Source organism: Exiguobacterium sp. s46 (assembly GCF_018618875.1).
Taxonomy (GTDB): Bacteria; Bacillota; Bacilli; order Exiguobacteriales; family Exiguobacteriaceae; genus Exiguobacterium_A; species Exiguobacterium_A abrahamii.
In genome coordinates, this window is record NZ_JACSMY010000001.1 from 820,251 (window position 1) to 832,283 (window position 12,033).

A 12,033-nucleotide genomic window follows, 5' to 3' on the forward strand; every position below is an offset into this window, starting at 1 on the left:
AACAAAAATGTAAGAATGTGGCTGATTTCAAACAACTGAATCGTTTTTGTATAGTAATGTCAAACGTGTCAACAAAAAATAGAGGAAGGCGGCGCTACTCGCAATCGCCTGAAAATAGAGCGGTTGAAACAGACCATTGAAGACGATTAATAAGATGCCACCAATAAGGAAGGCGATGCCTTGATTCAGAAAGAGATGTGATGTAAAGGAAAGTGGACGCGTTCGGAAGCCGAAGTAACGAATCGCGTCAGTCAGGATGCCGCCGACCGTGATGACAATCATAAACGACAGCAATGTCTCGAAAACACCTGAATAATACCCAGCGTCCGTCTCGGCCATAAGGCGTGGTGACGACGGGAGATGTTGATACAGCATCAAAAAAATCCAGTTAGTCATCAGTAGTCGAAATGACAGACGGATCATGGTGTTCCTCCTTCCCGGTTTTCATGACGATGAATAGACGGGTGACCATCACATATAAAAAGGCAGCGACTACGTTTCCGATGAAAAATAAAGCAGGAAGTGAAGTGAACAAAATGAACGCGCCAGCAAACACGAAGACCGTGCCTTGATGAACGAGGAGATGCGTCGTCCACGGAAGCGAACGCTTCGTGAAACGGACAGCTAACAGCATATCAGCAATCGCAATGCTGCTGAAGAACAGTAGCATGACAGCGTCTAACTGTTCATTGACCAACTGCTCCGTATAAGACAGAAACGGAATCATCATCGTCATCGATCCAAACAAATGGAGAAACAAAAAGAAGCTGAGGACGGTCCGACCAAGCCACCCGAACAGATAGGGGAGAAATGACGGATACTTCCGTGCCGACTCGGAGACAAGAAGATACACTAATGCTACTCCAGAACAGAACAAGACAAAATAGAACGAAAATGGATTGGGTTGCACAAGTAGATAGAGGACGATACTTGCGAACAACGCGACGACCTGATTGAGGATGATCCGTTGTGCGAATGAGATAGTCGAACGGAATAACAGGCGCGGCAGCCCTTCTGTCAAGAGTGCGCCGATTAGGATGACTGGACCGGCAAACAGTAGACCAATCAGGAAGAAGTCAGTGAAGGACGTGCCGTAGATTGCTGGATCCCCCATCTCATGCCCAGCAATCAGTGCGTACAAGAAAGCGAACAATATCGCGGAAATGAAACTGTTCTTTACGATTGATGCCATAGAAATAAGTCCTTTCCGTTTGTTGCTCAAAATAGTTTGTACCAATACAGCGTCAGATCGATGTCTGGATTGGCGGATTGTTTTAGGCTATCGACACCACCGAGCACGAAGCCTTCTCGCGCGTAAAACCGGCAAGCTATCAGATTATCGTCCTGTGCTTCAAGGGACAGACCGATCAACTCACGTTGCTGTGCCCACTTCGTCGCAGCGGCGAGCAGTTGGTGTCCGACGCCTAGTTTACGAAACGATTGTTTGACGGCGATGTTCTCGATGTAGGCGAAACGGTTCCAGTCACGTACGAGACGAATCTGACCGATACAAGAAGTGCCGGAGAAGGCGAGTAGGACGATACGATCTTTATGATCAATATAAGTAGACCAATCGAGACGGTCGTCCGGGAAATGGGTCTCGGTAACTGTTTCATAAAGTTCTTCCGTGTAGGACCAGGTGGTACCGGAAAACTGCGGAACGATGTGTCCGATGATTGGAAACGGATCGTTGGCATCATTGACGAGTGGAATACTCTCGATCGAGAGAGGGCGAATTTTCAATTGTTCAGTCTCTTTCATCGTCATCCTCCTTCTATCTTTAAAGATATAGTTCACTCTCTTCATCATCTCCTAAATGCTGAGAACTGTCACGAGGAGAGGTACGAGAACAGGTCAATTTTTAGCTGAAAACGGGTTTTAATTTTTCTAAAAAAGGAATTGCATGAACAGGAACGAATACATAGTCAGAAGACGATGAAACAGTACAGAGAGACAGCAGTAGAGGACGTGACAACATGAACATGGATACGGTCAACCAGTATCTCGATGCCTATGGATATGGCGTTATTTTCATTTTTTTATTTTTTGGCATCGTCGGGATCCCGGCACCGGAAGAATCACTACTCGTCCTGATTGGTATCTTAAGTGGTCAGAACGAAGAACGTTTGATTTATTCAATCTTGACGGCATTCGCCGGAACGTACGTCGGCATGTTGACGGCATATGGCGCGGGGCGCTTCTTTGGACCGACCGTCTTACGATACGGTCGGTTCATCGGATTGACGAGGGAGCGCTGGGAGCGGGTGTCAAACGGCTACATGGGACGCATCAATCGGACGATCATCGCCGGTCTTTATATTCCGGGCGTGCGACAAATCAATCCGTATTTTGCGGGGATGAAGCGGATTCCGTTCGGTCGTTATTTCTGGGTGTCGGCACTTGGTTCCGCGCTATGGGTCGTTCCTTTCGTCTTACTCGGTCACTTTGCCGGAAAGACGTTCCATATCAAGCCGGAAGTCGTACCGTATTTCGGACTTGCCTTACTCGTATTGTTCCTGCTCGGTGTACTCGTCAAATGGCTCAAGCGTAAACGGCTTGAAAAACGCGTCGTTTCAGGGAAAAACCAAGCGGGAAAAGAAGACTAAGCGATACTTCTTTTTAAAGGATTTTTGCGGATAGTTTGAAGGAGTGGACATACGATGCAAAAAATAGTGATCTTTCCTTTTTTAAGGATGCGATCCGGTCATCATCTCGTCGCGGAAGCCATCGCCGAACGATTGCAGGGACCAGATGTTGAAGTCAAGGAAGTAGAGTTACTCAGTACGATCAGCCCGTTCGCGGAATGGGTGACATCGAAGTTTTATCTGAACTGGATCCGACATTTCTCAAACGGTTATAGTCGTTTTTACCATCGGCATATTGCCGGGCGTTCAAGTAACGCGCGCTCAAGGGGATGGACGTCGCATTATTTCCAACAGCAGATGTTACGAATCATCCGAACGGAACAACCGGATGTCATCATCTGTACGCATGCATTTCCGTCCTATCTCTTGAATCAATTGAAGGAACGAAACCTTTGTGATGTACCCGTCATCAATGCCTATACCGATCTATTCGTCAGTCGCGTCTGGGGAAAGAAGCATATCGAGTATCATCTGTTGCCGAATCGTGAGGCGAGGCGGGAATTGCACGCGCACCATGCTGTACCAAAAGAGCGGTTGTTCGTAACAGGAATCCCTGTCCATCCAGCAATTTCTGGTGGTTCCATCATTCGTTCGACGCAGTCCCGCAAACAAATTCTTGTTGCTGGCGGAAACGGTGGACTCGGTCAACTCGAGACGTTGCTGACGCAAATCGAACAGTGTGCGGAAGCAGATTTTCATGTCTTGTGCGGGAACAATCAGACGCTCTATAAACGACTAGCCACGCGACGTCATCCACATATCCATCCACTCGCCTATATCGATTCAAGGGATGAGATGAATCAACTGTATGAACGGATGGATGCGATCGTCACGAAGCCGGGTGGCGTGACGGTTAGCGAAGCGTTCGAAAAACGTATACCGCTGTTCATTCAACACGTCCTACCGGGGCAAGAAGAAATCAATCGCACGTATTTGATGGAGAAAGGGCTTGCGTTCTCCTTTAATCAAACGGATACACTCGCGGACGTCATCCGTCGGACGCTTGAGAATCCGGACGTCATGCACGCTTGGCAACAAGCGGTCACACAGTATCAAAATGATCGCGTCATGGCCGATCAGCGATTTTTCGCTGAACGGATTGCGGGTTGCCTGCAAGATCGTCGTCAAAAAGTAAATGGATAATAAGGGAGTTAGTTTACATGCGTTCACGTCTTGTCACAGCGGGAGTTCTCGCGACACTCGCCTATACGGTCGTTCCGTATATGGCGTCACGCGTCTTTGGATGGCGCGTGACGAAATCACTGGACTCACGATCCGTCGCCTTGACGTTCGATGATGGTCCAGATCCTGTCTATACGGCAGAACTTCTTGATCTCTTACAACAAGAAGGCATTCATGCGACGTTTTTCGTCGTGGGTCATAAAGCAGAAGAACATCCGGACCTCATTCGCCGGATGCACGAAGAAGGGCATCAAGTCGGTATCCACAATTATATCCATCGTCCGAACTGGTCGATGCGACCGTCGACCGTCCGGACAGGCATCGAGCGGACGGCTACAATCATTGAACGGATCACGGGCGAACGTCCGACGGTCTATCGTCCACCGTGGGGTGCGCTTAATGCTGGAGATGTCCTTTGTCCTCCTTCTTACAACATGATTCTCTGGTCGAAGATGGCAGAGGACTGGAAGCTAGAGGGCGGAAAGGCAAAAATCAAACGGCTGCTATCAAATGTGTCAGAAGGAGACATCATCTTGCTCCATGATAATGGGGATACGTTCGGTGCAGATCCACAAGCACCCGTGCAGACGATTGCGGCGCTGAAAGAACTCTTGCCGGAGTGGAAAGCACGCGGCTTACAGTTTCGGCGAATCGATCAAGCATAAAGAAAGAGGACTTACCGGTTTCATGGTAAGTCCTCTTTTGCATGGATTAAGCATTGCGTGACATGTCGTCCTCGTCTGCTTGACTATGATGGAGGATCAAGCGTCGTACGACGAACGAGCGTAAGAATAAGATGAAGGTGATGAGCGGAAGTAGTAACCACCACGATTGTGTTAAAAATAAGTCATCAAACGTCGTGATCATGACGAAATGACGCCCAATGTACAGCCACATGAACAAGGAACTGACGAATAGAATCGCTTCTGATGTCGTCATGAACTCAAAATCGGATTTCATTGCTTCACTCCTTATGGATGGATGATCTGTTTTTGCATCATCCAGCGCAATCTACTCAATAATCGAATGCGTATGATAAAGATTAAGAACGGACCGGTTCGCGGTCTTGTGTCGTCATGGCTGCCTCAGCATCGACCTCGTACAGAATGACACGGTTCCGCCCTTGTTCCTTGGCGGCATATAACGCTTCGTCGGCAAGGATATTCATCCGCTGGGCAGCAACGTGTTTCCCATGGGCGATGCCGACGGATGCTGTGATCGAGATGGCGGGAAAACCGTCGAGCTGAAAGCGCGTGTTCGCGATTCGCTCCCGGATTCGGTTAGCGACCTTCGCGACTTTCGAAGGCGTCAAATCATAGACGAGGACCATGAATTCCTCTCCACCGATGCGCGCCGTGATATCGTGCGGACGCGTTTCTTCCTGTAAGATCCGTGCGAATTGTTGTAAGACGAGATCACCGTTCGCATGCCCGTATGTATCGTTGACATGCTTGAAGTGGTCGATGTCGAGTGCGAGCACATTGTAGACACGTCCTTCTGCTTCGAGCAACGCCGTCCGTTCGTCCCAAACACGGCGATTGTACAGTCCTGTCAAATGATCAAGTTCCGCTGATTGTTTGTAGCGCTGCACCTGTTCGTTGAGCAACTGAAAATCAATCGTCAATAGACTCGATAACAGTCCGACTGCGAGTCCGATCGTCCATGTCGAAGCGAGCAAGCGAAGAGCGGCGTCACTAAAGCCGAGATTGATTGAGACAGCAATCGAGATCATGAACAAGGCCCAGACGTTCATGATGAGATTTTGCAGTAACGGTCGGTGGAGCAACCGTTTATGGATGAAGTACATCCCGGAGCTGATGCCAAGGACTGCAAGAAAGGCGACGACTGCTTGTGGTGTCCAACCGAAATAGAACCGGGAACAACCGATGATTAGCGTCGCGATGATCAGTGGCGAGCGGACGCCATAAAAGGCGAGCAGAACGAGTGGCAAATGTCGCAAATCCATTCGTAACGACTCGTTAACGGCGATCCCCTTAAACATCAATAGCACCCCGAGCAGCCCGGTCGCGAGACCGACGATGAGGGATTTCAAGCTACTTGACGCGAGACGTTGACTATAAATGATTTTGGCGATCAAATAAAAGCCGGTGAAGGCGATGCAAGCATTCAATAACAACTCGGCAATGAACATCGGTTCCACATCCTTGAGTATGATACCTTCACGATAGCAGTTTGATAAAGGATGTCAACGAGAGACTCTCAAAATTTTAGTAAATCAGGTAAAGACTTGCTTCGATATGATCATTTGGTAAAATAAGAGAGCTTTAGGGAAAGGGAGGGATGAGGTTGGAACCGAAACATCTAACGATTGAAGCGCGGAAGTTTGACGGACGTCCGCACTACTCGTGGGACGGAGACGTTCTTGTTCAGACGGAAGCGTATCTGCTCGTCGCGAATACGCCAGGACGGACACTTTTACATCATCGTCGCGAAGCCGTTTATACATATGACAATTATAGTCTGGAATTCTATCCGCTTGATGCTGATTTTACGGTCGGTCTCGATATAGAGCGGACGGGAGAAGTGACGTACTACTGTAACATTTGCTTACCGCCGGTACTTCAAGGAAATACCTTATCGTTCATTGATCTGGATCTCGATCTCGTCCATCGAGAGGGAGTGTGGACGGTCGTCGACGAGGACGAATTTTTAGAGAACCAACAATTGTACGACTATCCGACTGATGTGATTAAACGAGCTCGTGCATCGTTACTGAACCTACAACAGCGAATCGCGCAGCAGCAGTTTCCGTTTGACGGCTTTTTGGATCCATTCATCCCGACCGTCCTGCAGATGAAGAGAAGGGGGAATGACACATGAAGACGATTCGTTGTCACCGGGCATTCGGTGTCTATGGATTATTGTTGAAGGATGATGCCTTACTCGTCATCGACAAGAATGGTGGACCGTATATCAATCGCTATGATTTACCAGGGGGGAGCCTTGAAGAAGGGGAGACGCTCGCTACGGCGATGCGCCGGGAATTCACGGAAGAGACAGGGCTCGAGGTGGCACTCGAACGGCAGATCGGCGTCGCGGACTTCAAGCTTCCGTGGGACTGGCGCGAGTTCGACGAAGTCCATCACATCGCTGTTTTTTATCTCGTCCGACAGACGGGGGGAACGCTTAGTATCCCTGAACAATTTGTCGGACAAGACTCGCTCGGTGCGCGCTGGGTCAAGGCGAGTGACGTCTCGATTGATAACGCGTCACCGCTCGTACTCGAAGCGTTTCGCTGGATCGAGGAACAGCAACTCGATCTCGAGGCACGACACTTTTCGAGTTGGGACGTCTTGAAATGAACAGGAGCGCTCTTCGTTAACGGAGAGCGCTTTTTCTTATGGGAGATTCGCTAATGCGGCATCAAGCCGTCGTTTTTGATGGCGATGGTGCGCGAGATGATACATGACGAGAGCATACCACTCGGCGGCATTCAACCAGCCCATCCCACCGTGTTGCGTCTTTTGGTCAGCGGGTGCCGACTTTGCGATGGAAGCAAGTGCAGTGTGACGATCGGTCAACTCAAGCCAACGCGTCCGTAATCGGTCGACGTGAGCCGTCTCGTCCGGTGGTGCGTTCATCGCATCCGGTAACCGGATCGGTGTCGCCGGAAACGCACCGGCAGCAAACAGTACCTCGCCAAAAGGTGACTTCCCGGACGTGGTCATGGGTGCGAACTGGCACGACTCGACCTCATCCAAATACTCATGACTGACGACGATCAGATGATCGTACATCTGACTGATCGACCATGTGTCATGATCCAGATGATGAATCAAGGAATCCGGTTGATAGTGATCAAGCTCCTGTAGATAATAGGTGAATAGTTCGTTCATCCTGTCACTCCTCTCAAAAAACATCTCCCTATTCTTTTCGAACAATCCTCGACTTCTTCCTGTCATATTTCCTAGAAAGGAGGAATCACCATGCAAGTTCCATATCTCCCGGTTCCCCATACGCTCTTACGGAGCGGGACGGCATTTGCGTCCGTCCATGAAAAGATGATCTATCTGATCCTTGAAAGCTTCAGTGGTCAGGATGGTCAAGCATTCCCGTCCTATCAAACGATCGCCGACGCTGTTCCGTGCAGTAAATCGACGGTCAAGTCGTGTATCCAGTCCTTGATCGCAAGCGGTCGGATCGAGAAAGTCGAACGGTTCACGAAACACGGGGGACAGACCTCGAATGCTTACCGTGTCCTGCCCCGTGCCGACATACCGTCCCCGGCGAGTCACGAGACGACTGCCCCCGAGGTTTCTGCTGACTCCGAAGAAGAAGTCTTGAAGAAAACGACTTTAAAAAAGGAACTGGTGCAGCAGTACGAAACGAATCTAGGTAAAGCGACACCACGAATCGAGCAGGAATTGCTACAGCTGGCAACAGACCATCCGATCGAGCGAATCCAGTATGCGATCGAAGAGGCAGCGCGGGCGAACAGTCGTCATTTTGGTTACATCGAGCAAGTCGTCAAACGCCTTGCGACCGGATCTGCGGCAGTACGTCCGAAACAAGGAACCAAACGTTCAAGAAGAGAAACTTCATTATTTCAATTACCGAATTGGATGGAACGAGAAAAAGCAGCGCAACGAGCATATGAAGCACACCATAAAGAGAAACAGACCATACCTGACGACGCCGAAATTGCAGAATTATTACAAGCACTGACAAGGGAGGGAGCTTTATGCAACTAGAAGAATTACTCCGACGTGCCAATCAAAAACTATCCGCTCCTGGCATGCATCCGTCTGTCATCCGGATCGCGCGTGACGTGATACGAGAGCTTTATCCGCATGGAATCAAGCTCGGTGTAGCGCAAAGCTTTCGGAGTATCTCGGAACAGAATGCGTTGTATGCAAAAGGACGGACGACACCAGGGCCCATCGTGACGCAAGCCCGCGGCGGACAATCGAACCATAACTTCGGTGTCGCAATCGATGTCTTCCTTTACGAAGACGGAGCAGTATTCCTTTCTCCACCAGATGCGCGACTCCGGCGGATTGTTGCAGCGATGAAACGACGCGGAATGGACTGGGGAGGGGATTGGTCTCGTTTTCCCGACTACCCACATTTTGAACTGTACGATCATGTCAGTCTTGCCCGCCATCATGTGCCAAAACCGGGACACTATCTACGGGAAAAAATCCAAGCACCGGAACTCGTCCGAGCCCTTGAAAAACGCTTGGGACTTGTGGTGACGGGAGTCTTTGATGCCCGATTGACGCACGCCGTTCGAACGTTCCAACAGACGTGTCGTCTAGTCGCTGACGGGATCGTTGGTCCGCAAACATGGCGTCGTCTCTTTCCGGTGTCACCATGATTCGTCTTCAGGCGTGGATCCGTCTCTTGATTCCGCTCTATGTCTTTCTTGAGTTACTCTTACCGACGCTCGGTTTTACAGCATTGCCAGTATCGTCAAGTGACGTCGAACGGTTCGTGACGGGTCTGATCGGACTGGTCGGTCTACTTGTCGCTTGGTGGAAGAACAATGATGTGACAGAACGAGCACTGAGACGAAGGCAGTCACAGGAACAGCTGGAAAACACATCCCTGACCGATTAAGAAGGCTGGAAGCGTTTGGAATGTTCTAGCAACGGGCATTATTTCATACAAACGACTAACAGTTTGATTTCAAGACACCGATATAAGGGATAGACTTTAGTCAATTAGATAGAGAAAGAAAGGTCGGTCTTTTTGTGAAATGGTCAACGTTGCAGCGCTATTTGTTTTTGGCACTCTGTGCGCTTTTATTTACAAGCGTCTGGAGCTATCAAGCTTTCCTAAAAATCGAACGAGAGAATGCACGCATCTTAAACGAGGCGATTCCGATCTCGACGGAAGCAGCAGAGTTGTTTCCGGCGTTACTAAATCTTGAACTGGTCGTTCGCAGTTACATCCTCTCACCGAACGAGGCGGATCTAGCCCAGTATGATCGGACGATTGATCGGCTTGATCAAACGGTCAAGCGACTCAATCAACTCGATGAGAATCATCCGATCATGCGAAAGCTCGTCCGGACGGAAGCGATTCCCCGGATCGAGACAGCCATCCGATTTTATGATGCCCAACTGGCACTCGTTCGAAACGGGGATCAAGCAGCCGCTGAGGCAAAGCGTTATCAAGGGATGCAGTTCATCGAGACGTTTCGCCCGATTGATGCCCGTCTACGGACGGACGTCAACCGAATCATCGCCGAAGCAACGAATCGTTCCGAGCAAGCATCGAGTGCTGCGAAATGGGTCATCGTCGTTGTCGCAAGCATTGCCGTTCTTGTCTTGATTGCCTTCATCCAGACGTTTCGGATGGAACGCAGTAAACGAGCCTTGATTCATCGTTCGCTTCACGACGCCTTGACCGGTATTCCGAATCGGCGGGCGTTCGATGAACGATTGGAACATCTCCTCGAAGAAGCCAAACAACAGCAGACACCACTCTCCCTGATTTTGATCGATGTCGATGCCTTTAAATCGTATAATGATACGTATGGTCATTTAAAAGGGGATGAATGTTTAAAGGAAGTCGCCCGCGTCTTGAAGCGTCAAGCACGGCATGGACAAGTCGCTCGGTATGGAGGAGAGGAGTTCACGGTCTTGTTGTCGCGTGGAGCAGAAGAAACCCGGCACATTGCAGAACGAATCCGTCAGGACATTCTCGATTTGAATATCGTACATGAACGGTATGAACCACTTTGCCGGGTCAGTGTCAGTCTTGGCTTGACGTCGCTCGTACCCGGAGCAGAGACGACGGAAAAAGAGGTGATCGATCAAGCCGATCAAGCGTTGTATCGGGCGAAAGAGAATGGTCGGAACCAAATCGGTGACATGGCAGGCTGAAAATATGAATTCGACAAAAATCCCTCACGTGAGATGCGATGCTCACGTGAGGGATTTTTTCATTGTAAGATGACGCAATATGATCGATCGGAAATGAGAGGCGCCGATATGACATAGACCGCTTTGACGGGAACACCACCGACACGTGCATCGAGTTGTTTGAGCTGGGACCGAATCTTGCGGCTTAAGCCATAGCGTGTTTCAGTACTGAGCTCATCGACATCTTCTTGGACGTGCAAGAGAAGTTGGAACGGTTCAAGTGAAAAGATTGAAAAATCACAGGAAATCCGCGGATCCTCGAATTTTTCATTCAATTCCTTCTTGATGTAATAGGCTTCTTGTGCACTGATCATCTTCTCTCACCTCACTCTCCTGGTTGAACGACTTTTTCTCTACTATAGTCTATATTACCCAGTTTTCTGGCAACTAATCGTCTGATTTTGAAAAATAGTCAATCCAAACTTTAAAAACACTTGAAACGTTTTTTTAAGATGTCATCCTACTCGACAGCAAAAGAAAAACCGCCGAGCTTCAATGAGCAGGGCGGCAGGATTCAAGAGATCGATGATTGAACTTGGCATGTCCGAAGATACTGCTCCATCGCTTGGGCGAAGAAGGTCAATTGATGCGTCGAGATGACCGGTACCTTCCCATACCGCACTTCAAAGTAGAGCGGATCAACAGGAGATGGGAACGCAATCCGATCAAACCATTCCGTTACCGTCTCGTGGGTCCGGCGTTGTAAGGACAGCGGCAATTGTGCATTAAAGTGAGCGAGTTGTTTTCGAATCGAGTCAGCAGGCAGGTCTTTTGTCTCATAAATGAAGATTGGAAATCGTGGCGGAAGCACATACCCTGATGGATCGATACGAGGTCGACGCAACCACTGGAGATAATACCAGAAAAACCAGCTACAAAACAGGAGAATGAGACATAGTATGAGAAGATAAGGAGGTGTCGTCACCGAAGAATCGAACCCTGTCCGGAACCATGGAGCTGGTGGATCGACTTCGCTCATCGTGACCGTGCTTTCACCATAAGACGTTCCTTCTTCGATCGTATCGATGATCGATTCCTTTGGACCGCAACGGTCGACGCAATATGTATTCGTTGCTGGATCAATTCGTCCAAGAAGTGACGTATAGAGCGGCGGGACGAATTGTTGCATGGTGAGTAGTAGTAGACAGACAAGTGGAATAAGAAGCAATAGGCGAGTGCGAAGCGTTTTCACGATAGGAACACCTCCTTTGACGAGTACGTTTAACAGACTTTCGCTACACAGTATAGCAAAAGTAGAGAGGGAATATTTTGATTTTTTCAAAAAATAGTCATTGATTTAGAAGGGAATGAAAGAG

The 12,033-nt window shown here is 49.2% G+C and carries 17 protein-coding genes; 9 read left to right on the forward strand and 8 right to left on the reverse strand.

The annotated features are described in order from the left end of the window. Positions 1-27: 27 nt before the first annotated feature. From KNQ08_RS04255 to KNQ08_RS04265, 3 genes are read right to left on the reverse strand one after another with little or no spacing between them, the layout of a single operon-like run. Positions 28-396, reverse strand: coding sequence for a hypothetical protein (locus KNQ08_RS04255; protein ID WP_167507560.1), 369 nt, complete (start codon positions 394-396; stop codon positions 28-30). Next, positions 389-1,192: a hypothetical protein gene (locus KNQ08_RS04260; protein WP_149427286.1), complete on the reverse strand. Its 804-nt coding sequence runs from the start codon at positions 1,190-1,192 to the stop codon at positions 389-391. The genes KNQ08_RS04255 and KNQ08_RS04260 overlap by 8 nt, the downstream gene beginning before the upstream one ends. Positions 1,193-1,218: 26 nt before the next feature. Then, on the reverse strand, positions 1,219-1,761 hold the full coding sequence (locus KNQ08_RS04265) for a GNAT family N-acetyltransferase (protein ID WP_064300890.1): 543 nt from the start codon (positions 1,759-1,761) through the stop codon (positions 1,219-1,221). Positions 1,762-1,976: 215 nt separating this feature from the next. Between KNQ08_RS04265 and KNQ08_RS04270 the strand changes: the two genes are divergently transcribed. From KNQ08_RS04270 to KNQ08_RS04280, 3 genes are all read left to right on the forward strand, one after another. After that, positions 1,977-2,606: a DedA family protein gene (locus tag KNQ08_RS04270; RefSeq protein WP_149427287.1), complete on the forward strand. Its 630-nt coding sequence runs from the start codon at positions 1,977-1,979 to the stop codon at positions 2,604-2,606. Positions 2,607-2,693: 87 nt separating this feature from the next. Beyond that, positions 2,694-3,788: an MGDG synthase family glycosyltransferase gene (locus KNQ08_RS04275; protein ID WP_208796384.1), complete on the forward strand. Its 1,095-nt coding sequence runs from the start codon at positions 2,694-2,696 to the stop codon at positions 3,786-3,788. Between the two features lie 17 nt (positions 3,789-3,805). Beyond that, positions 3,806-4,492: a polysaccharide deacetylase family protein gene (locus KNQ08_RS04280; RefSeq protein WP_064300892.1), complete on the forward strand. Its 687-nt coding sequence runs from the start codon at positions 3,806-3,808 to the stop codon at positions 4,490-4,492. A gap of 46 nt (positions 4,493-4,538) precedes the next feature. On the opposite strand, the gene KNQ08_RS04285 is transcribed toward KNQ08_RS04280, so the two are convergent. Together KNQ08_RS04285 and KNQ08_RS04290 are read right to left on the reverse strand one after the other, a co-directional pair. Then, positions 4,539-4,787: a hypothetical protein gene (locus KNQ08_RS04285; RefSeq protein ID WP_064300893.1), complete on the reverse strand. Its 249-nt coding sequence runs from the start codon at positions 4,785-4,787 to the stop codon at positions 4,539-4,541. An 82-nt stretch (positions 4,788-4,869) separates the two neighbouring features. Next, the gene (locus tag KNQ08_RS04290; RefSeq protein ID WP_214805705.1) at positions 4,870-5,979 is read right to left on the reverse strand and encodes a GGDEF domain-containing protein; all 1,110 of its coding nucleotides are present in this window, start codon (positions 5,977-5,979) and stop codon (positions 4,870-4,872) included. 155 nt (positions 5,980-6,134) lie between these two features. Here KNQ08_RS04290 and KNQ08_RS04295 point away from each other — a divergent pair, with 155 nt between their 5' ends. Both KNQ08_RS04295 and KNQ08_RS04300 read left to right on the forward strand, forming a co-directional pair. Next, positions 6,135-6,668 carry a DUF402 domain-containing protein gene (locus KNQ08_RS04295; RefSeq protein WP_050677833.1) on the forward strand — a complete coding sequence of 178 codons (534 nt, stop codon included), beginning with the start codon at positions 6,135-6,137 and terminating at the stop codon, positions 6,666-6,668. Then, on the forward strand, positions 6,665-7,150 hold the full coding sequence (locus tag KNQ08_RS04300; RefSeq protein ID WP_214723071.1) for an NUDIX hydrolase: 486 nt from the start codon (positions 6,665-6,667) through the stop codon (positions 7,148-7,150). The genes KNQ08_RS04295 and KNQ08_RS04300 overlap by 4 nt, the downstream gene beginning before the upstream one ends. Positions 7,151-7,186: 36 nt before the next feature. On the opposite strand, the gene KNQ08_RS04305 is transcribed toward KNQ08_RS04300, so the two are convergent. Next, positions 7,187-7,684: a DinB family protein gene (locus tag KNQ08_RS04305; RefSeq protein WP_214804852.1), complete on the reverse strand. Its 498-nt coding sequence runs from the start codon at positions 7,682-7,684 to the stop codon at positions 7,187-7,189. Positions 7,685-7,774: 90 nt separating this feature from the next. Between KNQ08_RS04305 and KNQ08_RS04310 the strand changes: the two genes are divergently transcribed. The 4 genes from KNQ08_RS04310 to KNQ08_RS04325 all read left to right on the forward strand — a co-directional run bounded on the left by KNQ08_RS04310 (position 7,775) and on the right by KNQ08_RS04325 (position 10,678). Continuing rightward, entirely contained in the window at positions 7,775-8,539 is a 765-nt protein-coding gene (locus tag KNQ08_RS04310; protein ID WP_214804854.1) for a helix-turn-helix domain-containing protein, read from the forward strand. Next, positions 8,530-9,165 (forward strand): M15 family metallopeptidase, encoded by a 636-nt coding sequence (locus KNQ08_RS04315; RefSeq protein ID WP_214723077.1) that lies wholly within the window; start codon positions 8,530-8,532, stop codon positions 9,163-9,165. Before KNQ08_RS04310 ends, KNQ08_RS04315 begins: the two co-directional genes overlap by 10 nt. Next, positions 9,162-9,407 carry a phage holin gene (locus KNQ08_RS04320; RefSeq protein WP_023468184.1) on the forward strand — a complete coding sequence of 82 codons (246 nt, stop codon included), beginning with the start codon at positions 9,162-9,164 and terminating at the stop codon, positions 9,405-9,407. The genes KNQ08_RS04315 and KNQ08_RS04320 overlap by 4 nt, the downstream gene beginning before the upstream one ends. Positions 9,408-9,556: 149 nt before the next feature. Continuing rightward, positions 9,557-10,678, forward strand: a complete 1,122-nt coding sequence (locus tag KNQ08_RS04325; protein WP_251133616.1) for a GGDEF domain-containing protein — start codon at positions 9,557-9,559, stop codon at positions 10,676-10,678. A gap of 59 nt (positions 10,679-10,737) precedes the next feature. On the opposite strand, the gene KNQ08_RS04330 is transcribed toward KNQ08_RS04325, so the two are convergent. Both KNQ08_RS04330 and KNQ08_RS04335 read right to left on the reverse strand, forming a co-directional pair. Further along, positions 10,738-11,031: a hypothetical protein gene (locus KNQ08_RS04330; protein WP_029341604.1), complete on the reverse strand. Its 294-nt coding sequence runs from the start codon at positions 11,029-11,031 to the stop codon at positions 10,738-10,740. 200 nt (positions 11,032-11,231) lie between these two features. Beyond that, on the reverse strand, positions 11,232-11,909 hold the full coding sequence (locus KNQ08_RS04335) for a hypothetical protein (protein WP_214804858.1): 678 nt from the start codon (positions 11,907-11,909) through the stop codon (positions 11,232-11,234). Positions 11,910-12,033: the final 124 nt, after the last annotated feature.